34 protein-coding genes are annotated in these 21,509 nt (G+C 35.0%); 28 read left to right on the top strand and 6 right to left on the bottom strand.

Annotation, left to right across the window (positions count from 1 at the left end):
• Both EM808_RS04240 and EM808_RS04235 read right to left on the bottom strand, forming a co-directional pair.
• Positions 1-1,434: a recombinase family protein gene (locus tag EM808_RS04240; RefSeq protein ID WP_127736294.1), complete on the bottom strand. Its 1,434-nt coding sequence runs from the start codon at positions 1,432-1,434 to the stop codon at positions 1-3.
• 32 nt (positions 1,435-1,466) lie between these two features.
• Positions 1,467-1,958, bottom strand: a complete 492-nt coding sequence (locus EM808_RS04235; protein ID WP_127736291.1) for an ImmA/IrrE family metallo-endopeptidase — start codon at positions 1,956-1,958, stop codon at positions 1,467-1,469.
• A gap of 122 nt (positions 1,959-2,080) precedes the next feature.
• Between EM808_RS04235 and EM808_RS04230 the strand changes: the two genes are divergently transcribed.
• Positions 2,081-2,803: a DUF6338 family protein gene (locus tag EM808_RS04230; RefSeq protein ID WP_127736288.1), complete on the top strand. Its 723-nt coding sequence runs from the start codon at positions 2,081-2,083 to the stop codon at positions 2,801-2,803.
• Here the strand turns inward: EM808_RS04230 and EM808_RS29460 are convergent.
• Together EM808_RS29460 and EM808_RS04225 are read right to left on the bottom strand one after the other, a co-directional pair.
• Positions 2,790-2,912: a hypothetical protein gene (locus EM808_RS29460; protein WP_268926483.1), complete on the bottom strand. Its 123-nt coding sequence runs from the start codon at positions 2,910-2,912 to the stop codon at positions 2,790-2,792. The genes EM808_RS04230 and EM808_RS29460 overlap by 14 nt on opposite strands.
• A gap of 186 nt (positions 2,913-3,098) precedes the next feature.
• Positions 3,099-3,563, bottom strand: coding sequence for a helix-turn-helix domain-containing protein (locus EM808_RS04225; protein WP_127736285.1), 465 nt, complete (start codon positions 3,561-3,563; stop codon positions 3,099-3,101).
• Between the two features lie 164 nt (positions 3,564-3,727).
• Here EM808_RS04225 and EM808_RS04220 point away from each other — a divergent pair, with 164 nt between their 5' ends.
• The 19 genes from EM808_RS04220 (at position 3,728) to EM808_RS04145 (ending at position 14,399) form a co-directional block, all read left to right on the top strand.
• Positions 3,728-3,964 (top strand): helix-turn-helix transcriptional regulator, encoded by a 237-nt coding sequence (locus EM808_RS04220; RefSeq protein ID WP_127736282.1) that lies wholly within the window; start codon positions 3,728-3,730, stop codon positions 3,962-3,964.
• A 91-nt stretch (positions 3,965-4,055) separates the two neighbouring features.
• A complete protein-coding gene (locus EM808_RS29455) occupies positions 4,056-4,178 on the top strand; it encodes a hypothetical protein (RefSeq protein WP_268926482.1) in 123 nt (40 codons plus the stop codon).
• Positions 4,179-4,194: 16 nt separating this feature from the next.
• Positions 4,195-4,968 (top strand): phage antirepressor KilAC domain-containing protein, encoded by a 774-nt coding sequence (locus EM808_RS04215; RefSeq protein ID WP_127736280.1) that lies wholly within the window; start codon positions 4,195-4,197, stop codon positions 4,966-4,968.
• Between the two features lie 49 nt (positions 4,969-5,017).
• On the top strand, positions 5,018-5,185 hold the full coding sequence (locus EM808_RS28490; RefSeq protein WP_164849571.1) for a hypothetical protein: 168 nt from the start codon (positions 5,018-5,020) through the stop codon (positions 5,183-5,185).
• 15 nt (positions 5,186-5,200) lie between these two features.
• The gene (locus EM808_RS28485) at positions 5,201-5,338 is read left to right on the top strand and encodes a hypothetical protein (protein ID WP_164849570.1); all 138 of its coding nucleotides are present in this window, start codon (positions 5,201-5,203) and stop codon (positions 5,336-5,338) included.
• Between the two features lie 79 nt (positions 5,339-5,417).
• Positions 5,418-5,609, top strand: a complete 192-nt coding sequence (locus tag EM808_RS04210) for a hypothetical protein (RefSeq protein ID WP_127736277.1) — start codon at positions 5,418-5,420, stop codon at positions 5,607-5,609.
• Positions 5,610-5,618: 9 nt separating this feature from the next.
• Complete coding sequence (locus EM808_RS04205) at positions 5,619-7,136, top strand: AAA family ATPase (RefSeq protein ID WP_127736274.1); 1,518 nt, start codon at positions 5,619-5,621, stop codon at positions 7,134-7,136.
• Positions 7,133-7,309, top strand: coding sequence for a DUF6906 family protein (locus EM808_RS28480; protein WP_164849569.1), 177 nt, complete (start codon positions 7,133-7,135; stop codon positions 7,307-7,309). Before EM808_RS04205 ends, EM808_RS28480 begins: the two co-directional genes overlap by 4 nt.
• Positions 7,302-8,207 carry a RecT family recombinase gene (locus EM808_RS04200; RefSeq protein WP_127736272.1) on the top strand — a complete coding sequence of 302 codons (906 nt, stop codon included), beginning with the start codon at positions 7,302-7,304 and terminating at the stop codon, positions 8,205-8,207. The genes EM808_RS28480 and EM808_RS04200 overlap by 8 nt, the downstream gene beginning before the upstream one ends.
• Before the next feature lie 4 nt (positions 8,208-8,211).
• Positions 8,212-8,955: an MBL fold metallo-hydrolase gene (locus EM808_RS04195; protein WP_127736269.1), complete on the top strand. Its 744-nt coding sequence runs from the start codon at positions 8,212-8,214 to the stop codon at positions 8,953-8,955.
• Positions 8,956-9,318: a hypothetical protein gene (locus tag EM808_RS04190; RefSeq protein ID WP_127736266.1), complete on the top strand. Its 363-nt coding sequence runs from the start codon at positions 8,956-8,958 to the stop codon at positions 9,316-9,318.
• 16 nt (positions 9,319-9,334) lie between these two features.
• Positions 9,335-10,177, top strand: a complete 843-nt coding sequence (locus EM808_RS04185) for a conserved phage C-terminal domain-containing protein (protein WP_235856559.1) — start codon at positions 9,335-9,337, stop codon at positions 10,175-10,177.
• A complete protein-coding gene (locus EM808_RS04180; protein ID WP_127736263.1) occupies positions 10,155-11,459 on the top strand; it encodes a replicative DNA helicase in 1,305 nt (434 codons plus the stop codon). The genes EM808_RS04185 and EM808_RS04180 overlap by 23 nt, the downstream gene beginning before the upstream one ends.
• An 11-nt stretch (positions 11,460-11,470) precedes the next feature.
• Positions 11,471-11,788, top strand: coding sequence for an IDEAL domain-containing protein (locus EM808_RS04175; protein ID WP_127736260.1), 318 nt, complete (start codon positions 11,471-11,473; stop codon positions 11,786-11,788).
• Positions 11,785-12,351: a RuvC family protein gene (locus EM808_RS04170; RefSeq protein WP_127736257.1), complete on the top strand. Its 567-nt coding sequence runs from the start codon at positions 11,785-11,787 to the stop codon at positions 12,349-12,351. The genes EM808_RS04175 and EM808_RS04170 overlap by 4 nt, the downstream gene beginning before the upstream one ends.
• Position 12,352: 1 nt before the next feature.
• Entirely contained in the window at positions 12,353-12,841 is a 489-nt protein-coding gene (locus EM808_RS04165) for a hypothetical protein (RefSeq protein ID WP_127736255.1), read from the top strand.
• 492 nt (positions 12,842-13,333) lie between these two features.
• A complete protein-coding gene (locus EM808_RS04155) occupies positions 13,334-13,603 on the top strand; it encodes a hypothetical protein (RefSeq protein ID WP_127736250.1) in 270 nt (89 codons plus the stop codon).
• Positions 13,604-13,672: 69 nt separating this feature from the next.
• Complete coding sequence (locus tag EM808_RS04150; protein WP_127736247.1) at positions 13,673-14,140, top strand: ArpU family phage packaging/lysis transcriptional regulator; 468 nt, start codon at positions 13,673-13,675, stop codon at positions 14,138-14,140.
• Positions 14,127-14,399: a hypothetical protein gene (locus EM808_RS04145; RefSeq protein ID WP_127736244.1), complete on the top strand. Its 273-nt coding sequence runs from the start codon at positions 14,127-14,129 to the stop codon at positions 14,397-14,399. The genes EM808_RS04150 and EM808_RS04145 overlap by 14 nt, the downstream gene beginning before the upstream one ends.
• 154 nt (positions 14,400-14,553) lie before the next feature.
• On the opposite strand, the gene EM808_RS04140 is transcribed toward EM808_RS04145, so the two are convergent.
• The gene (locus EM808_RS04140; protein WP_127736241.1) at positions 14,554-14,817 is read right to left on the bottom strand and encodes a hypothetical protein; all 264 of its coding nucleotides are present in this window, start codon (positions 14,815-14,817) and stop codon (positions 14,554-14,556) included.
• Positions 14,818-15,453: 636 nt separating this feature from the next.
• On the opposite strand from EM808_RS04140, the gene EM808_RS04135 reads away from it, so the two are divergent.
• Both EM808_RS04135 and EM808_RS04130 read left to right on the top strand, forming a co-directional pair.
• Positions 15,454-16,113 carry a hypothetical protein gene (locus EM808_RS04135; protein ID WP_127736238.1) on the top strand — a complete coding sequence of 220 codons (660 nt, stop codon included), beginning with the start codon at positions 15,454-15,456 and terminating at the stop codon, positions 16,111-16,113.
• A 350-nt stretch (positions 16,114-16,463) separates the two neighbouring features.
• Positions 16,464-17,270 carry a hypothetical protein gene (locus tag EM808_RS04130; RefSeq protein ID WP_127736235.1) on the top strand — a complete coding sequence of 269 codons (807 nt, stop codon included), beginning with the start codon at positions 16,464-16,466 and terminating at the stop codon, positions 17,268-17,270.
• 86 nt (positions 17,271-17,356) lie between these two features.
• Here EM808_RS04130 and EM808_RS04125 read toward each other — a convergent pair whose 3' ends face one another.
• Entirely contained in the window at positions 17,357-17,563 is a 207-nt protein-coding gene (locus EM808_RS04125) for a KTSC domain-containing protein (RefSeq protein ID WP_127736232.1), read from the bottom strand.
• A 106-nt stretch (positions 17,564-17,669) separates the two neighbouring features.
• Between EM808_RS04125 and EM808_RS04120 the strand changes: the two genes are divergently transcribed.
• The 6 genes from EM808_RS04120 to EM808_RS04100 all read left to right on the top strand — a co-directional run bounded on the left by EM808_RS04120 (position 17,670) and on the right by EM808_RS04100 (position 21,502).
• Positions 17,670-17,927 carry a hypothetical protein gene (locus EM808_RS04120; protein ID WP_127736229.1) on the top strand — a complete coding sequence of 86 codons (258 nt, stop codon included), beginning with the start codon at positions 17,670-17,672 and terminating at the stop codon, positions 17,925-17,927.
• Positions 17,928-17,931: 4 nt separating this feature from the next.
• The gene (locus EM808_RS04115; RefSeq protein WP_127736226.1) at positions 17,932-18,432 is read left to right on the top strand and encodes a hypothetical protein; all 501 of its coding nucleotides are present in this window, start codon (positions 17,932-17,934) and stop codon (positions 18,430-18,432) included.
• Between the two features lie 398 nt (positions 18,433-18,830).
• Positions 18,831-18,989 (top strand): hypothetical protein, encoded by a 159-nt coding sequence (locus EM808_RS28475; protein WP_164849568.1) that lies wholly within the window; start codon positions 18,831-18,833, stop codon positions 18,987-18,989.
• Positions 18,967-19,311, top strand: coding sequence for an HNH endonuclease (locus EM808_RS04110; RefSeq protein ID WP_235856558.1), 345 nt, complete (start codon positions 18,967-18,969; stop codon positions 19,309-19,311). Before EM808_RS28475 ends, EM808_RS04110 begins: the two co-directional genes overlap by 23 nt.
• A 102-nt stretch (positions 19,312-19,413) precedes the next feature.
• Positions 19,414-19,788, top strand: a complete 375-nt coding sequence (locus EM808_RS04105) for a hypothetical protein (protein WP_127736220.1) — start codon at positions 19,414-19,416, stop codon at positions 19,786-19,788.
• On the top strand, positions 19,769-21,502 hold the full coding sequence (locus EM808_RS04100) for a terminase large subunit (RefSeq protein ID WP_127736216.1): 1,734 nt from the start codon (positions 19,769-19,771) through the stop codon (positions 21,500-21,502). The genes EM808_RS04105 and EM808_RS04100 overlap by 20 nt, the downstream gene beginning before the upstream one ends.
• Positions 21,503-21,509 lie beyond the last annotated feature (7 nt).

Here is a 21,509-nt window from a genome sequence, read left to right as displayed (position 1 = left end):
TTATTTGAGTTTAAATCGTTCGATAATTACAGATGGAGATTTCCCAGGAGCCCTTTTATATTCAGAAGGTATGTCAACTGTAATAGTCTCGAACAATTCATTAATAAAACTTTTCTTTTCAAAGTCATTTGCACTTTCCCACATATCTGAAATATTATTCAAAAGGGATATTACGGATTCATAGTCTAAAGGTGAATAATCTTCTACGACATTGTTTAATTCCTCAGACAGGATTGTTTCTTTCTTTGTATCTTCTTGAGTCATTTCTAGATACTCTTCTTGCGAAATAACTTGATTACCGAGTGCCATTAACCAAGTTTTCTTTCGAGTCTTTATAGCTGCCAATTCCTTTTTTAACTCGTCAATTTTTAGCGATTGGTCTTGTTGTTCAATTGGGTGTGCCTTTAAGTCTTCTTGTGATAGTTGGAAAAACCGTTCTGGATCATCTGCTGATAGGTTTAAAAAGAACTCAGTTGTTAGTGCTTTTTCAGTGAACATCGGGAGGTCACATGTACCACTATTCTTTTTAGCAATACATATATAATGCTTGCTTCCCCGGGACTTCTTAGTGTATCCAGATAACGCACTTCCACACCGTGCGCACCGTAAGACGCCAGAAAAATGGAAGGGAGAAGTCGCCTTTTTTCCTTCTACGGTTCTTAGTTTTCTATACTGTTGAGTAAGGTTGAAAATATCTTCATCAATAATGGTTGGATGTTTAATATCTTCAGAGACAATTACATCTAATTTTGAATTGTTTCCCCATCTTAATTTACCAGTATAAACAGGATTATCTAACATCTTACCAATTGTACGGATATCCTTCTTAATCCCAAACTGATTTAGAAATAATGCAATAGTACGCATTCCTTTTCCGTTATTATAGAGTCTAAATATGTCCCTTACAAAACGTGCTTCTTCCTCCTTAATAACAAGCTCTCCATTTATATACTCATATCCGAATGGCGGTTTCCCTCCATTACGTTCACCCAACATAGCTTTTTTAGTCATATTAACCACTACACGTTCTGAAATTGTTTCGCGTTCCCATTGTGCTATAGCTGCAACTAATGTTATAAGGAAACGGCCTATAGCAGTTGTAGTATCGAATGGTTCTGTGACAGACCTAATTGCGATGTTATTTTCGTCAAAGAGTTTTAGGAGATCATCCAGGTCTCGTACAGACCGAACCAAACGATCCAGCTTATAGAAAACAACAACTTCAAATTTATGTTCTTTTGCATCGGCTATAAGCGCTTGTATGGCAGGTCTATTTAAATTTTTTGCACTTACTCCTTCTTCCACATAAGTATCGTATACAAGCCATTTCTGAGACTTAGTAAAACTTATGCAATGTTCTTTTTGAGACTCTATACTATAGCCTTCTCGGAATTGTTCGTCTTTGGAAACTCGATTATAAATTGCCGCTTTCAAAATATAACCCTCCTTGCTCCACTTAGTATTATTTAATTTATTACTAATAATTCGGTTCTCCTTTTTATTTGCATTAATCGTTCTTCACATAATTTTGGCGTTACGTTAAAAAGACTAACCATCTGACTAATTACATCAGGATCATTAAAATCAATATATGATAACATATGATGTGGTATCGCAGCGTATCTTGTAAAATGCCTTGTATCCCATTCTTGTAGCTCACGAAAAGCAGCTGGCATCATGCTCTGGATACCGTAATGCCTCAAGATATGACATAGCTCATGAAAAAACATTTCGCGCTGTTCTTCTTTAGAAACCCTAGTATCAATTATTATTCCTTGATATCTTCCAATAACTTGATAAGAAGGGGGCATAGTTTTCCTATGGATAAAGATACGATATTCTCTTGCTATATAATTTTCATCAATATCAGATGGTTTTATAATATTTAATCTAAAATAAAAATTTGTTACCCAGTCTTCCAAAGCTGTTGTTTGATAAGATTCATGATGTAAGAACATAAAATCCCCCTTCTTTATGTTTTATTATAAGAACGAATGTTCCTTTTTACAATGGAGTAAATTTAAATAGTAATAGATATTTTTTATGCTATGATAGCTGTAAAGACAAGGAGTGTTAATGTATGGATACTTTTTTAGGAACCCTGGTATTTCTTTTACCTGGTTTGATGTTATATTTTTGGTTACAATCATTTGGGATAAATCCAGTTGTAAAGCATAATCCAGCAGAGTTTTCGGCCGTTGCTGTCCTTTTATGGTTTCCTGTTTCATTATCTGCAATTTTAGTTTTTAACTTGTTTGTGACAGTAGCGAATGCAATTAGTTCTTTTGAGCCTATTTGGACAACAGAGGGTTTAAAAACTGCTTCAGGAGATTTTTTATTCTTAATCCTCTTTTTAGGAAGCAGTTTGGTTATAAGTTTTCTCTTTGGTTTAGTATGGGCTAAATGGATCCATCAGCAATTATTTATGAGGATTATCAATAAAGTCCGAAAATCAAGAGGAATCGCACCATTATCGAGGACCCCATCTGTTTGGGATGAGGTATTTCTAAATAATGATGTTCAAGTGGTTGAAATAGGGAAAATAGATAAATCTTCTGAACCTGGCTATATTGGAGAAATAAAAAAAGCGTCCCGTACTTTTGAGCCAGAACGCAATATATATTTAAATGAAATTCAATTTTTTACAGAACTTGTGGAAAAACATAGTATACCAGTTGTTAATATCTTTTTTGACACTAAGTCAGGAATGTATGTAAAAATCTTTGATGCCGAGGAAATAAAAAATGCTCAATTAAAGGATATTGAACAACTAAATAAAGGCGAAGATACTACTTCTTCTTAGTTGGTGGAATTAACCTAGCTGTATCTTTGTCTACAGAATGTTGAATTTTTTTCCAAGGATTAGATGTTGGTTTCTTAGGAATTGGGTTCGGATTTTTTTTATTTGACATAGTTATCTTCTCCTTATTTTTTTTCAGGTATAATGATTCGTGCTGATTCCTTGTCGACAGATCTTTCTTCATATGAATTAATTCTTACGTTAACTTGTCCTGTATTTTGTGTGGCTTGTGTGGATTTTTCCATAACATCACCTCCTTAAAAAGCACCTAACCACCAGAAGTGGTTTAGGTGCTTTTTTATTTTTCTTGATTTCTTTCCTTTGCAAGTTTCACAATCATTTTAAAATGCTCTTCCACAATTTTTACATCTTGAGGAGAGAGGTTTTTCCACTGTTCAATATCAAAGAAACCCATTTGTTCTATTCCGTATTCTTTTATTAACTTATTTATTTCAGATAAAGAGTCGTATTTATCATCTTTATCAGCTGATTTAACTTCAACATGATATTCATTATTTCCATCATTAACAATTAAGTCAGGTAAATAACCTGCTGATTTCATTAATTCTTCATACGAGAAATCATAAGCATTTGCCAACCTTTTTAAAGTATCAGGCGAAGGATTAATAGGTGCCTTAGTATCTCTCCTAAAACCTTTTTCTAAATCAGAGATATAGGTATGGCTTATTTCAGTAATCTTAGCTATTTCACGTAATGAGCGTTTACCCCTTAATTCTCTGAGGAGTTCACCTAATTCACTCATATAAAAACTCCTTTAGTAAATTATATATTACACATTGTAAGATAGGTTTTACATATTAAAAAGTAATTAACATAAAATAAGTTGTAAATCATAGTTGACGGATTGGTGCCTTTAGATTACAATAAGTTTTGTAAACAATAGACACCAGGTTAGGTGGTGAGAAAATGAAAAATAAAATTAAATTTCTACGTCGTAGTGAAGATTTTGATTTAACTCAAGATGAGTTAGCGACAGCTTTAAAGGTATCCAGGCAAACTATTGTTGCTATTGAAAACGGAAGAGAACCTTCTGGTTCTCTAATGTTAAAAATCGGTAAATTCTTTAATAAAGATCCAAGGGAAATTTTTTTTACTGAAGATGGTGCCTGTAGTGTACAAGTGGGTGAAGTAGATTCAGCGTAAATTATTTACTGAAAAAAAATCTCCTGAATTATTGTTTGCTAAAACATAACAGACAATCAGTAATTCATAAATTGTATTAGGAGGCGATCTTATGATAAAGGTTCCTGCAGATAAATTAGCTGCAGCAGTAAACAAACACCTTTTACCTGGAGTAATTCGTAATCTTTCTAAGGAGAATGTATTAAAAAAGGATTCCGATCAGAGAACTTCATAAAGGAGAAACTAAAACAATGAATCTAACAATTATCCAAGCAAATAATCAATTATTAGTTGAAAGTCGTGAAGTTGCAGAAATGGTTGGGAAAGAACATTCGCATCTCCTAAGAGATATCAGAAATTACCTAGAAGTATTAGGTAAATCCAATTTTGGATTGACGGAATTTTTTATTGAAACTAACTATAACGATGCACAAGGAAAGAAAAGAGTTTGTTATCTTTTAACCAAAAAAGGCTGCGACATGGTAGCGAATAAGCTCACAGGAGAAAAAGGAGTATTATTTACCGCAGCCTATGTAACAAAGTTTGAAGAAATGGAAAACCAGTTAAAACGACCATTCAAATTACCGTCTACATACAAAGAAGCATTATTGCAACTAGTGGACCAAGTCGAAAAGAATGAGCTACTGGAAACTAAGAATCTGGTACTCGAACAGCAAGTAAATGAGTTTCAACCTAAAGCATCTTACTACGATCTCGTTCTCCAAAGTAAATCGTTGCTTTCCGTATCACAAATTGCCAAGGACTACGGAATGGGAGCACCAACCCTGAACAAAAAATTGAATGAGTTAGGCATTCAGTATAAGCAAGGTGGGGTGTGGTTGCTTTATTCCAAGCTTCAAGATAAGGGATATACACAAACAACTACCCATATTATTGACGATGAGAAATCAAAAGTTCATACGAAGTGGACTCAAAAAGGAAGATTGTTCATTTACGATTTACTTAAAAATGTCGGCATCCTTCCAATGATAGAAAGAGAGTTTAATAGCAAGGATGTAATCTAATGAATTTGCAGGGCGGAGGACAAGATAAAATCCTAAGGAGGTAATTATTATGGGTTTAAATAAAGACTTACTTACAGAAGAAAAGGTAAGAAACCTTAAGCCGATTGTTGAACAAATTTTATCTAGAAAATATGGGAAAGAAATAAAATTTTTGAATTTGACAATCGGTGATATCACTATCCAATGCAACGAAAAACCCTTAAAGGAAATTTCATAATAGGAGGTGACTTAAATGTCAAACTTTCAAAAAGCTGAAATGTTACTTCAATTCGCTGGAGAAATGCTTATAAAGAATCGTCCACATGTTGCTAACTGGGCTACAAAGCAAAGTCATAAGTATTACAAATTGCAAATGCAAGAAAGTAATTAAGCCTAAAAGGCTTTCCTTTTTACCCGTATTGCACAAATTGTTGAAAGGTTTTAGTTCTACTTGAAGGAGGTGATACATAGTGGTCGGGAAAGTTACTGTTTGGTACATGACTGAAGAAGAACGGTTGGCTTATATAGCAAAGCATCCAATTGTTCCATCTGAACAGCCATCTGGTCCAGTATTTAAGAAAAATGAAGAAAAACGTAAAATATCATCGAAAAATGGTGCGAAAAGCATGAAGGAACTGTGGCAAAAAAGAAAATCCGAATAGGAGGACATTATGAAGGTAATAAAGTTTCTACAATTAACTCTAGAAAATATTAAGTCCCACCGTGATTTGACCGTTAACTTTGGAGAGGAAACACAAATCACAGGGGACAACGGGAAAGGTAAATCAACCATTCCACAATCAATTCCATTTGCATTGTACAACATGGATGCATTTGGAAGCAAGCTAGATCCGACACCAATTAATTATGATGCAGATATTACTAAAGCATCTTTACTTCTTGAAGTGGATGGAAAACAGTTGCTGCTATCACGTTCTTTGAAGAAAGGGAAGTCTCAATGCTATGTGAATGAGGTACCAACTTCTGCAACAAAATTTAGTGAATTGGTAAGTGATCTTTTTGATAAGGATTTGTTTTTATCATTATACAATCCTAATTACTTCTTCACTTTGCATTGGGAAAAGCAGCGTGCAATGTTGCTCCAATACATTTCAGCACCTTTGAAGAAAGAAGTATTAAAGCATGTGGCAGAAGAGCAGGCTAAGCATTTAGAGCCTTTGTTGAAGAAACATTCTATCGAGGATCTTAAGGAGCTTCATAAAGATAAAAAGAAAACCTTGGATAAGAAATATATTGCTGCACAAAGCAAGACTAAGACACTGCAAGAACAATTGGAACACCATGCTCCTACAGTTCCATTAGAATCCTTGAATGCAGAGCTTAAGCCATTATTAAAGCAGCGTAAAGAGCTAGATGAAATCCACGATTCCGCTAGTAGTGTTAACGGAAGAATAAATGTATTGAATAACCAGATAAATAACTTGAATAAAGAGAGAGACAGCATGAAAGATGATTGGGCTGTTTTGAAAAATGAACAGCCGGAAGGCAATTGCCGTGTCTGCAAACAACCTTTGCAGGATGAAGCACTAGAAGCTGCAAGGGATGACATAAAACAGCGGACTGACAATTTTAAATCAGCATTCAATGATGTCATTGCTCAAAGAACAAAGCTGCAGGAAGAGCTCAAAACATTGGAATACATAGATGTTTCTGAGCAAAGAGCAAAGCTTTCTGACCTACAGTCTCAAATTGAACCAATAGAAAAAGAGATTGCTAAACACGAAGAGTACGAGTATTACCTTAAACAAGTGGAGCAGGCTAAGACTGAAGAAAAAGAATGCCTAGAGTCCTTGAATGAATCCATCTTTATCCTGGACAGCATTAAAGATTACAAAGCCAAGGAAGCAGAACTACAGGGTGAAAAAGTACAAGCCCTATTCACTACATTATCTGTCCGACTCTTTAAGCAAAACAAAGGTGATGGAGAGATTAAACCAGACTTTGAAATTGAGATGGATGGTAAGCCTTATAGCAAGCTATCACTATCTGAAACAATCAGAGCTGGGCTTGAACTAAGTGACGTTCTTTCAGAGCAAAGTGAACTAATCACTCCAGTATTTATTGATAATGCTGAGTCTATAACAAGATTTAAGGAACCAATTGGACAGTTGATTACCTGCAGGGTGGTTGCTGGGCAAGAGCTTAATGTTAAGGCGGTGGGCGAATGAAGCAAGGAAAGAATCCTACCCGTAAACAGAAAGAAAATATTCGCGGAGCCGGACTCAATCCTGAAAACTGGCTAATTTATAAGAATGATGGAGAAAGAGTTTCATTGGTTCATAGAAACACAGGCACTACAAGACAAATTCTTAAAGATAACAGGAGGATAAAAAATGGCTAATAATTCAATTAAGCAATACACACCAGAAATCACAGAGGCATTCAAACCGGAGGTACTTGAAGTAATTCGTAATTCCATTGCACCAACTGCTAATGACCAGGAGTTCTTATTATTCGCTCATAAAGCTGCTTCTTATGGGTTAGATCCATTTAAGAATGAAATTTTCTTTATCAAATATGGCAACACTGCCCGTATCCAATTCGCTGCAGAAGCTTATCTTTCAAAAGCAAGAACACAAGAAGGATTCCAACCGCCGGATACTCAAATGGTACATGAAAATGATGAATTCAAAATTGCTATGAATAAAGAAACAAGAGAAATGGAAGTTGTGCAACATGAAATTGGCTTTCCGCGAGGGAAAATCATTGGTGCTTATTCCATTGCTTACCGTGATGGACATAGACCAGTAACTGTGATTATGGATATTGAAGAAATTAGCCATATGTTCACAGGGCAAAACAAGGACAACTGGAATAAATGGACTGCGGATATGTTTGGAAAGCATGTGCAGCAGCGTGCGCTTAAGAAACAGTACGGTCTTGAATTTGAAGATGAAACAATTACTCATGGAGAACCTGAAAGTAGTATTCCAGAGTACAAACCCCAGGACCGTAAAGATGTCACACCTAATCAAGAAATCATTGATGCACCAAAACAAGCAAAAAAAGAAGACAAGCCTTTAACACCTACTGAAAAGGCCCGTGCTGAAATGAATCGTAAATTTGACATCCTAGGTATTAAAGGAACAGACGCTAAGGCTGATTATATTGCTAAAAACGCTCCTGACCTTGCTGGCAAAACACCTACATTGGCACAATTAACTGGTTTCAATGAATTGTTGGATATGCACATAGAGATGCAAGCAGCTCAGGTAGCTGAAGCAGATTCATTGGATTAATCTTATGAGAGTAGATATTTTAGCATCTGGATCGAGTGGCAATGTAATTGCTATTCGGTCCAATCAATCCACCATTCTTGTTGATGTTGGAATAGCCAAAACGAAAATAGAAAAAAGGTTGCTCGAGAAAGGGATTAACCCCACATCGATTGTTGCAATCTTCATTACACATGCCCATAAGGACCATATACAGGGATTGTCACTAGCTAACAAATACAAAATCCCTGTCTATGCTGCTGAGAATGAGTGGAAGTCCGTTGCTGGAGTAGAGCAAGACTTACAAAGGACATTCAAAGCAGGTGAGGGGATAGGGTTGCAAGATTTTTACTTAGAATCCTTTAAGACACATCATGATGCTTATGAGCCTGTTGGATATGCCATTAGTGATTTTCAAGGTAATAAATGTTCTGTCTGCTTAGATACTGGTCATGTAGATAATCAAATGTTAGAGAAAATGGAGTTTTCTCAGATATATATTATTGAATCTAACCATGAGCCAAACATGGTTGAGGCATCAGATTATCCAAACAGCGTGAAAGCAAGGATACTTTCTCATATCGGTCATCTATCTAATGAGCAGACCGCTACAGCTCTTTCTAGCCTAGTTCAGGGGCTTGGAGAACAAATATACCTTACACATCTATCCAACAAGAATAACCTTCCTGCACTGGCAGAAATGACAACGATGAGGGCTCTTATGAAGAAGGGTTTTAAAGCAAATAAACATTACAAACTTGAGGTGATATAAGTGGCAGAGAAAGTAACGTTACCACTTGATGTATATAAAGCATTTGAGAATTTAAAGGCAGCATGGACAAGTATGATTTCAGAGGATGAGTTCAACACCATCTTGCTAAATATCAACAGCATCGGAAAAACCGTTGGAGATGCAGAAATATTAAGAAGATATTCTCAGAAAAACTCAACAAAGTACATCAAAGCAATTGCAAATGGATATATTGCTTCGGAAGAAAGTGATTTAGTAATTCAGGTTCATGATCGTCTTCAAAAATGGCTGGATAAATCATATGAATGTGATGAATCTGAGGACCGTATGGAATTCGCAAAAGAGTTAACAGGATATATAAAAGAACAATTAGCTACACAGTGATTGGAAGGTGAAACAGATGGCAAGACCTACAAAAGAAGGACTTGAATACTTTCCTTTGGACACTGATATTGACCAAGATGAAAAAATCATTGTAGTAGTCGCGAAGTTTGGAATGCGTGGTTTTGGAGTCATTGTTCGTCTCATGATGGAAGTATACCGAAATGGTTATTTCTATCATTGGACAGAGAAGGAACAATATGTTTTCTCCATGAAAATTGTGGAGACAGCAGAGTTTGTCAATGAGGTCGTTCAGGAATGTTTGAAGTGGGGATTCTTCGACTCAGAACTATACGATAATTATGGAATCCTTACTTCAAAGGGATTCCAAAAGAGATTTCTTCTTGCCGTCAATAGACGTAAAGGAGTGATCATTAAAACAGAATATAACTTAACAGATGAAGTTAATGTAGACAATAACCCAGTTAATGATGACATTAACGAAGAAATTGAAGACATTAACCCCACAAAAGAAAAGAAAGTAAAAGAAAGTAAAGGAAATAAAGATATTAATGTGTATCAAGAAATCCTTTCTTACTTGAATGAAAAGGCAGGTAAGAATTATAGCTATAAGTCTGCTGCAAATAAAAAGCTAATTAACGGCAGAATGAGCGAAGGACGCACAGTTGAGGACTTCAAGCGTGTAATAGATCTTAAATGCGAACAATGGCTGAAAGATGAAAAGATGTGTGAATATCTAAGACCAGCAACTCTATTCGCTCAAAAAAACTTTGAGAACTATGTAAATCAAGGCTCAATAAAAAAGCAGATGATGCCTGCAGATCCAAGAGATAAGGAGATAAAATTCTCTAAATGGATAGCGAATGGAGGTGACCCAGATGCATTCGATTGGAGTGGCTGAGCAAGAAGTAAATGAAATAAGTACGGAACAATCAGTATTAGGTGCTATTCTCATGGATTCTAACGTTCTGGATGAAGTGACGTTCCTAGAAGCCAGAGATTTCTCTGTAGCACGTCATCAGCAAATATACAAGGTAATGAGATTCCTAGAAAAAAGGAATGCTCCAGTGGATATCATGACCGTTACAGAGACCTATGTTAGGTTCGGACGGATTGAAGAAATGGGCGGTGTTACATATCTTACTAACTTAGTAGAATCTTGTCCCACTACCGCAAACGCTGAATATTATGCCAGGTCTGTTAGATCCAAAGCGCTTGAACGTAGAACCAAAAACATGGGTGAAATAATCAAGGGGCTTGATAGAAGTGATTATGACTCAGACGAAGATTATTTCTCCATGATTGAGGCGTTAGTTGCTGAGATGAGACCGCAGGACAACGTGAAGATGAGAAGCTTTTCTGAGTCGAAGGAAACTTACTTTGAGCACTTGTCCAAACATGCTTCTTATATTAAGACAGACTTCAAACACTTTGATGTCTGGGCAAAAGGATTGTGGCGTGGTTGGCTTTTTGTAAGTGCAGGAAGACCTTCAGTAGGTAAAACAGCAATGATGCTTCAACGTTTATATGGAGTGGCTAAACAGCATAAAGGAGTCGTTCTAATATTTTCCCAAGAGATGGGCGAGAACGAGTTGAAAGACAGAATGCTGGCTGCTGTAACTGGCTTAAATTATGGGAAAATCAAAAGTAAAAAACTTGATGAGAAAGAATTAGATTTGCTGAAGAATGCGTATGAAGGATTCGAATTCCTGCCAATATTCATACAGGACAAGCCATATGTGTCTATTGATGAGGTAAGAGCAATAGCGCGGCAGTTTAAAAAGAAATACGGCCAAATAGCTTGTATAGCAGTGGATTATTTACAGATTATGAACATTCCACAAAAAAAGGGAGAGACAAGAGCTCAAGCAATCGGAACTGTCACTGGTGCTGCAAAGCAAATAGCAAGGGAAATGGATTGTTGTTTCATGATGTTATCCCAAATGTCCAGGGACTTTGAAAAAGCATTAAAGCCGCAGCTGTCTCACCTAAAAGAGAGTGGATCTATCGAGCAGGACGCCGATGTTGTTGAATTCTTATGGCATGACCCAATGGATACAGAAATGGGAGGAAAGGTTATTCAACAAACCATTGCAAAAGGACGAGATACAGGTCTTAATGATTTCCGTCTTTTATTTCAAGGATGGAAGCAGCACTTTACAGAATTGCCAAGTAAGGGATAGGAGGAGACGAGTTGGCTCAAAGTGATGTGATTTTCAAAAAAGGTGAATGGGTTATCGTTGGTACCTTTCATAAATGGATTGGTTTTATAACAGCAATATCTCATTCCTTAAGGGAATATGAGGTGAATATTGTTAGAAGAGCTAGTAATCCTGACTTTATAATCAATAAAATCGGATGGATAGATTTTGAAGATGCAGAACTAATGGATAATCGATTGAGTGAAGATAACTTGCATCAGTTAATTGATATGGCTCTTGATACTAAAGATAGAGAATGGTTCTTAGAACTTCAGAGCATGCTGTCAAAAAGTGAGGGTGTAAGTTTATGAGATTTCTAGGAGTAGATCCTTCCACCAAAACAGGATTTGTTGTAATTGATGAACATGGTCAAGTTCTGAGGGAAAAAGAGATAACTGGTATTGGCTCTGTAGATCCTAAACGCATGAGAACAATGATAGTTGATTTAATGGCACATATTCAAAAAGGTGATGTTATTGCCATTGAAGGATTCGGATTTAAGTCTCAACAGGCTGTGCAAAACGGCGGCATTGGCTGGGGTATTCGGATGGCTTTAGATGCAAGGAAAATCCCTTATATAGAAGTTGCGCCGAATGCATTAAAGAAATACGTTGGCGTTACTGGATGGACAGGGGAAAAAGGTAACAAGAAGCGTTTAACCGGTCCACAAAAGAAAAAAGCTGTGAAAGAAGGCGTATATAGTCACTATGGCTATACACATAAGAGCGACAACGTTATAGATGCCTTTGTTCTATCTCAAATAGCGAAAGACGCATGGGAGTTAATAAACGAAGATTTACTTCCGTTAAATGATCGCGTTATGCCTGAATATCAAAATGAAGTACTGAACACTATTTTAAAAGGAGCGATATAACATGCAATTAACAGTTAAAGCACATTTCAATAAACAAACAAAGGACAGCAAAAAGGAGCTTATCCAGTTTTATGTGAAAGGTGAAGATGAGAAAAAGCCGGAAATCAGCCGTTTGACAAGGGAAGTGGTTGAGCTAGAGATTGACGGTGTAGATCAGAAGCTTACTTGTGAATTCAATAAGACATCGAAAGACAGTAAAAAGACCGTGCTTGAGTTTATTGTCAAAGGAGATACTTCTGCAGAACAATCCTTTAATTTCTATAAGATGGCAGGTTCTGATGTTACTTTGAAGATTGTCGAGTCTCAAATGAGTCTTGAAGATTTCCAAGCAGAGCAGCACGAAGGCTTACAGTACTCAGTTGGTAAGGATGGAACAGCTGCAATTAATGCAGACCAATTAACATTGGATGATGTCAAAGAAGAAAAAGAAGATGCATTAGATGGAGACCCTTTTGCCTCTCCTGTAAATGATGAAGACCAGCTGGATTAATAAAAGTCTCTCCTTCCTTCAGGAGGGAGAGACTAAACTAGAGATATATTTAAAATGTTGACCTGAAAAATTCATAAAAGCCAAGTTTTAATGGAACCGCCCAAATATAAATTGCAGCTAGTGCAACTAACCCTGTCAGCCCATTGTATAGTTTCTTAGGAAGCCATCTAAATAAAGCAAAATAAACGCCTCCCACTAGGACACAAGTTAACAATAGAATCAGCATTGGAAAAATAAGATAGTACATGAATTACTCCTTTATACAATTATTTAGATATATATAACTACGTCTATAGTAACGATTGGTTTCGTTTTTTTGAAAAGGATTAATCTAGGGCAAAAGAAGTTTAAAAGTTTATTGGGGGATAGGTTCTATGGAAAAATTAATTGAGTGTCCAGTTTGTGGACAAAAAGGTATAGAAAATGGTGAAAACGGATTGTTAGAACACTATACAGTCTGTCCTACAAATGAATGAGAAAGGGTGAAGGTAAATGAAATATTTTGAAGTGAACGAACCGTATTATGCATTGATTAAAGCTACTTCTAAAAAGCAAGCAATGGAGATCTATACAAAGAAGGTATCAGAAGATAACGAAGGCACTTTGAAAGAAGAAATGATGGAAGTGAAGAGGGATTATGCTTTAGTAAAATTCGATAGGTCTCCAGGTGAAGGCGGTCAGCTCATTCCTATAATTGAGATTATCGAGACATTCAACAACAATAAAGCAGATTTGCTGGTTATTGATGGCTCCTTATTATAAAAAAAGAAAAGCCAGGATTTCTCCCAGCTGAATTCGAGTAAGTCAATCATATCATAAATGGGGGGAGTCATGTTGAAACAATTGTCCTTTGTGCTTCCTGAGATAGATAGAAAAGCTACACAACAGGCTGTAGAAGAAGCCATTGAGCAGTATCGACTATGCTTATTGACAGTCCCAGAAGAAAGGCTGCCGCAGGTAACAGCAAGATTTTCATTGGAACTGCCGACATTCACAAACCAGTTCCATTCATCAACAGAAGAAATAGCCGTAGATCGTGTGGACGAAGAACGTAGAAGAATGAAATATGTAGAGTTTTTTAGGAAAGCTGTAAACCGGTTATCTCCTAGAGAAAGAGAAGCCTTGATACTTAGATATTTGGAAGAAGACGAGCGCTTTGACTATGAAGTGTATAACATCTTGGGAATGAGCGAGTCTTATTATCATCAGAAGTTCAAACCACGTATTTTTTATAAATTGGCATTGGCTTTGAAACTGGAGGTCTTTAAGCCGAAGGAGGAAGGAAATGGCGTACACTAAGGCAGAGCAGGAGACAAGCTTAGTATTCGATAATGAAACAGGTGAATGGAACGTATACTCAACTGTCCCTAAGCATATCCGTAAATTAATGACACTTGGAGAAATGAAGGTTATAGAAACAGAGAATGACAGACCAATAGCTATCCAAGGTGTTTTAAAGGAAAAACAAGTATCAATGAAAAAAGAAAGAATAATATCAGAAGAAACGAAAGAAAAACTTCGATTAAACGGATTAGCCTTGCACAGTAAAACGAACTGACTTTTTCAAAATACAAATTGATTAAAACGATTTAGAAACGAAACTATACTGTTTTTAAAACGAATGTAAGATGAGCATTAGGTTTTTTATGTGTTAAATTTATATTATAGAAAATTATCAAAGAGAAGCGTTCCTGATTATCAGGTGCGCTTTTTTATTTACTATTTTGCTTCTTCTTCACGAAAAGCAAAGGTCCTTTTGGACTTCTTCTTTTAGCGATAATTTCTTCTTTGTCATCACGCACATTTCTAATTTTATCGTACATATCGTGAATAGGAATAAAAGTTCCTTCGATAGGATGAATAGCCATTGTACCTTTAATTTTAAAACCTTTAAGTTGGAAAGTTGAAAGGTCTGTCCCTAGTTTTAAGATGTCAGTCACTGTGCATTCTCTATTGGTTTGGACGTATTGAGTCATGAAGCTTCTCCTTTCAATTAATTTATTTTAATTAATATTATTTCATTGAAAGATAACTTTATTCATGAAGGTGATGATATGAAAGTTAAAGATCATCTTAAAACAGAACAATTAAAGCAGCTTGGAAAGATGAGAAATAAGAAGAAAAAGAAAAAGAAACCGAAAGAAGGAAAAAGTAGACTGGATTAACATCATGGGAATGGATAGGGATAGATATGGTCGTGGTCGTGGTGGAGCGATAAAAAGAAAATAAGTGTCATAATCCTTTAATTAATTTATTTTAAGTTATATATTCCATGATGGAACATAAATTAGTAAAGAGAAAGAACAGCCTGGGAACTGTTCCTTCTTTTGACGAGTTAATGTTGGACTCTAACGTAAATAATTATTATTGTAATTTGCTTTGCTAAGATAACAGCACTCAAACCAATCGATACAGAAGTTAACAAAATCATTATCTTCACCGCTTTCCGTATTTTTGTAACACAATCAATTAAATATATGAATACATTTAGGCGGTTAGACCAGTGAGCATCCATTTTTTAAGATGGGTGCTACTTGTCGTTATTTGACGAAATATAAAGATTGTCCACTTATTTCCTTTTCCTCATAATTAGGAGGAGGAGGTAAGAATAAATGGATTATATAAAGCGATTATTATCTAATTTAGATGGGGTATTATTACTAACTGTTTTAGCATATGGGGTTGTATATGCTTTTAATCTTGGAGGATTTGCACAAAGAGAGATACCTAGTATGTTCATTGAACTAAACATCAATAGTTTATCTAGTGGTTTATTTTTTTTGGGTCTTTTTGTATTTATATTTAGCCCAATAACTATTCAATCTTTGGATGCAAGAGATAAACCTCATAAAATAGTACTAATTATTATTTTGTTATTAGCTATTGCATTTTTGTATTATACTCAAGAATACTTTCTTTTAGTTAACACAACTCTGGTGTTGGGAATTGTGATAATTATTTTTAGCAGAAATATATTTAAGAGAAAGTTTATGTACCTAATAACAATAGCCTTTTTTTGTCTAATTGGTTCATATGGAATGGGTTATGTAACAGCATATGTTGACCTTCATGAAGCTGAAGAACAGTATATTATAGAAAAGAATAATGAAAAGTATTTATTGTTAGGTTCTTATAACAACAATTATATTGCTACAAAAATCAATAATAAAGATAATAGTATTGAGTATAAGTACATATTAATTCCTGTGAGCTCAGATGAGTCATCAGTTTCAATCAACTTAGAAAAAATTCAATTAAAAATCAATGATTAAAGCACTCAAAAATGGGTGCTTTTTATTTTGGAGAAAATAAGTCGAGGAATTAAAACGGAAGTTGCTCACCAACATTACTGGAGGATGTTTACGGTGAGCAACGTAGGTGATAGAGATCAATCTTCATCATTATTGAATTTCTCTATAAAAATAACTTGTCCAGTTTATAAAGAATATATGCGTGATGTTTATAAATAAGAAATTAAAGAAGGGTGACTAACATGGAAAACATTTATCTCTTGAGTAAAAGATTTAATAAAATCTAATAATTAAGGTAATAAATGGTTTTACTTCCTGTTCAGGTAAAATATAATTATAGAATAATATAGAACTGGATGTGGACAGCGGGGATGAAAAGAAAATACGGATTAGTTTTTCTTATTATTATTTTAGTATTAGTGAGTAGTGTGTTAACTTGGACATTTAGTAATTACAAATTAGTGGATAAAGGGACTTGGGAACAAGCAAAGAAGTGGAATGCAAACTTACAAACAATCAAAGAAAAGGAAAAAGAAATTAGCCAACTGAAAAATCAATTAGGTACCAAAAAATCTGAAATTGATAAGAATAAAGATGAAATCGACGATTTAAATGAGCAGATTAGTGATCTAAACGAAAAGTTTGGTATACAAGAAGAACCAGTTAGTACTAACGAAACAACTAATCAAGTTAAAACTTATGAAACCACAAGTAATGAAAATGATACCTCTGACGAAACTAATATTGTAAATGAAGATGAAGAAAATTCTCAAGTCGAACCGAGTAATGAAACTCAAAGCGAGGATGATATATATGACATTACTGCAGGTTTAGTACCGATAACTGCACCATTGGATTCGATTGATGTTAATTTTTCATCTCAAGATTTATATTCGGTAGCATTAATAATTAATAATAATACTTCTTCTTCACTTAATCTTAGACGACATAACTTTAGCTTGAAAGATGTAAACGGAGAGAATATTGGTTTGATTAGCGATGATGCTCATAATGAATTTTATAAAAGAATGGAAGTTGTACCTACCTCGGGGTCTATTCCTAGTAATTCTGTATATGAAGGGTACCTATTTTTCACTGTCTCAAAAGGTGAAAAACCATATTCAATTACTTGGAATCATGATGGTGATGAAAATGAGGTCTTACTTGAGCAGTATTAAATAAGTTTTTAAGGCATTCCTTTGTGGAGTGCTTTTTATTTTATTAATAGACTCGATTGGGGCTAACAACCGAGTCAGTAAAGCGATTAAGCTCTTGAATATTGATATCTATTCTTTATAAAAGCATCATGGTATCTACCTTTTGAAGGTGCATTCAATAAACCTCTATAAACATTGTTAGGAACATTGTAGTACTTATAAGTTCCATTACGGAATTGAATGTAAAGTGTGTTAACAGAATCATCATATCCAACAGAGACCAGGTTACTTGATGCTACAGGTTGCATTATCATACTTATCACCTCCTATTAATTTATTAAATTCGACATTTAACTTTTATTTCCTTTGAAAAATTTGGAGAAAGATGGGTGAGGAATATGGGGAACAAAAACAGTATTAATGGGAAGCGAGAATCATAATGGATGGAAGCTTGAAGAACTATTGGCTCAAGTGAAACAAGAAGTATCTGAAAAGATTAATAAGATTATTAACGATCCATCACCACAAGCACAGTTGGTTGTTAGAAATAACTTGGCTATCATTGAACATCTTGGTGCAGCTGAAGCATTACAGCGTTCATCATACATTGTATTGGATGCAATGAAGGCTAATGAAGGACCTGCAGGCACACCGAGAATAGGGAATGAGAAAGGGTGATGTTATGAATTTCCAAGCTTTAGATGTATTAATGGATTGTATTCGTGAGTTCAGCCTCAGAGTCAACAGTAACTTATCAGATAAGGCTTTACCTTTTTTATCTGAAGATACTCTTGAACTAATTAACAGATACAAAGAGAATGCAAGTACTAGCGCATTTATTGAGGTCGTTCAGTATATATTTAGCGATTTATCAAAGAAAGAGAAGCAGCAACAAAAAGAAATTGGTGTGAATTTATTTAGCACACGCTTTGAAGATTTATTTGATCTTTTTATTTCGTTAGAGAAGAAGTCTCCTTTGCTTCAAATAATCTTAGATGATGAGAATGGAATACCAGAAGTTTTTTATAAAGGTGAAGAGATTAATCGTAAACGAGATATTTTATTTCATTGGGAAACAGATACCATTATTCCAGGTGGATTAACGTATGCGATTGAGCATGTTGAAGGTAGTCAAATCATTAACAGAATAGAACGTAGAGTGAAAGGTCACGCATGTGACTGAACATTTTTTGCTGATAAAAACCGAAATCCTATTATATAAAAGATTTACTTTTAGTAAGTGATATCACTTACTTTAAATAAGTTTATCAATATTTGAGATTAACTCACTAATGCTTCAAATATCTTTAAGATACTATCAACATTCGATTTCAGTTATTTTTTAGTCGTTTACAATAACTGGATTGTTTCTGCGTGCATTAACTATAGTTATTGTTAACATTAACTACGGTTTATGTATACATCATGTATGCAATAACTATGGTTTATGTATGCAATAAGTACACAAAAGAAAAGAAAAGAAAAGAAAAGAAAAGAATTAATATATATGTCTTTTAAAAGGCAAAAGACGGCATTCCTCATGGAATGTTTTTTATTTTGTAGAAAGAAGGGTGATGAATTATGACTAAAGGTTTATCAATTAATGTAACAGCAGATACAAACAATCTTTCAGCAAAGCTAAGAGTAATAGCTAAACATGCAATAGCATTGGCTGATGAGTTAGAAGCGATTGACCATGAAAGCAGGGAAGAATCTGATGAATCGGAATCAATACTATGACAAGTATAAGCGAGATCCAGAGACAAGAAGGTTCTATAAGTCTGCTGCTTGGTCTAAGGCAAGGAGGTTAGCTTTAGAACGTGACAATTACTTATGTGTTCATCATTTGAAACAGAATCGAGTTGTTGCTGCAGATATGGTACATCACATAAAAGAATTAAAGGATTATCCAGACCTAGGATTATCATTAGACAACCTAATTTCTTTATGTAACTCATGTCATGAAGCAGAGCATCCTGATCGTAGAAGCAAAAAAAACAATAATCAAAAGCGAAGAAACGTCAAAGTGATTAAGAATAAGGCGAACGAAGAGATAATATAGGCCCCCCTGGTCTTAAAGCTTTTTTAAAACCTGCCAGGGACCGGTGTGGGCCCTTCGCTTGCAACGTGGATAAAAAATCCTTATATGAGGGGGGGGCTGATATTGGCTAAATTGAGTAAAAAGAAGCAAGATGTATTAATTGATGAAGAAAAAAAACGATTGTTAGATATTTTTAAGGATATTCCCGATTCTAAAATAAAAGTAGCGATGAATTTAATTGAACGAGTCGCTTTTATGAAAGTTACACTTGAAATTTTAGAAGATGATATAAAAACTCGTGGACCGACTTATCTTTTTCAAAACGGATCGCAAAAAATGAAAGTAGAAAATCCTTCTCAAAAGTCATACAACACGATGATAAATCGTTTTACAACTGCTCATGAAAAATTGCTGAATTTATTGCCAAAAGAGAATGGTGAAATAGTTTACGTAACTAGTGAAGTTACTGAAGAAGTTGATGACTTTGAAAAATTCTAGCTTGGGTATCCTAAAAGATTCATCTCCAGTTCTTTTAACTACATGGTACGCAGAACAGGTTGTGGAAGGACATATAATTGCGAGTAAAAATGTTATGCGTGCTTGTAAAAGACACTTGAATGATTTAAAAAGAGCCAATCTAAAAGTACTTAATGAGGATTTCCCATGGGTTTTTGATGAAATTTTAGGTCATAGGCCAATACAATTCATTGAAAAATACTGTAAACCATCGAAGGGTAGTTATAAAAAACTTATCCTTCAAGCATGGCAGCACTTCACATTAGGAAGTTTATTTGGATGGGTTCATAAAGAGTCAAAGTTAAGGCGCTTCAAGGAAGGGCTTATTTTTGTTGCACGAAAAAACGGAAAAACCACGAAAATTTCAGGAACGTCCCTTTACGGGGTTAGTAAAGATGGGGAAAACGGAGCGGATATACCACTTCTTGCAAACTCAATGAAGCAAGCTAGGCTTCTTTTTGATGAAGCCAAAGCAATGATTAAAGCTTCCCCATTATTGCGGAAACATTTTAGACCATTACGAGATGCAATTTATTTCGATAAAACTTTTTCCAAAATAGAACCTCAAGCATCTGATTCTGAAAAATTGGATGGCTTAAGTACTCATATTGGTGTATTTGATGAAATTCACGAGATGAAGGATTACAAATTAATCAACGTAATTAAAAACTCACGGGGATCTCGTGAACAACCACTTCTTATCTACATCACAACAGCTGGATACCAACTAGATGGACCGCTGGTGAATTATTATGAGCAAGGTATTGATGTACTCAATGGTGTGATTGAAGATGAAAGAACGTTTTATTATCTAGCTGAACTAGATGATCAGAGTGAGTTTGATAAGCCAGAGATGTGGATTAAAGCTAATCCTAATCTTGGGGTTTCTATCAAGTTAGAAGATATGATTGAGGATTGGGAAAAGGCTAAACGAACTCCTTCCGAAAGAAATGACTTTATAACAAAACGTTTTAACATGTTCGTAAACTCTAATGAACAGTCGTTCTTAGATTATGAGGTTATAAAAAGGAATTTCGAAAAGAAAATTGATCCATCCCTATTGGAAAATAGAGCATGTATAGGTGCATTTGACTTGTCTGAATCAGAGGACTTTACCAGCGCATGCTTGGAATTCCCACTTGATACTGGGGAAGTATTTATTTTGTCTCATTCCTGGTTGCCGAGAAAAAAGGTAATTGCTAACAATGAAAAAATTGATTATGAGGATTTAAAGGACAAAGGGCTGCTTACTATTGTGGAAAATGACTATGTAAATCTTGAATTAGTGTATGAATGGTTTGTTAAACAGTCTGAAAAATACATGATTGAAAAAATTATGTACGATCCTGCCAAAGCATTTCGATTGGTAAAAGACCTAGAGGCTTATGGATTCCAAGCAGAAATTGTAAGACAAGGTCCACTAACATTAACTCCAGCTTTAAGAGACTTAGAAACCATGTTCATTGAAAGTAAAGTCATCTTTAACGGAGACAAATTATTGCGTTGGTATATCAACAATGTGAAGTTAAAGAAACATGAAAACGGCAGTTGGTTACCTCAAAAACAAAATAGATATCGTAAAATAGACGGTTTTGCAGCTTTTTTAAATTCTCATACAGAAGTCATGAAGAAACTGGTAAGTCCACAAGGGAATGGCAATATCGAATTTGTATCTGTTAGCGACTTATTAAACTAACTGAAAG

Origin of the sequence: Niallia taxi, from assembly GCF_004005475.1 — a bacterium.
GTDB classification, from domain to species: Bacteria; Bacillota; Bacilli; order Bacillales; family Cytobacillaceae; genus Niallia; species Niallia taxi.
The sequence above is the reverse complement of the archived record's forward strand: the minus strand, read 5'-3'. Positions and strand labels throughout refer to the sequence as shown.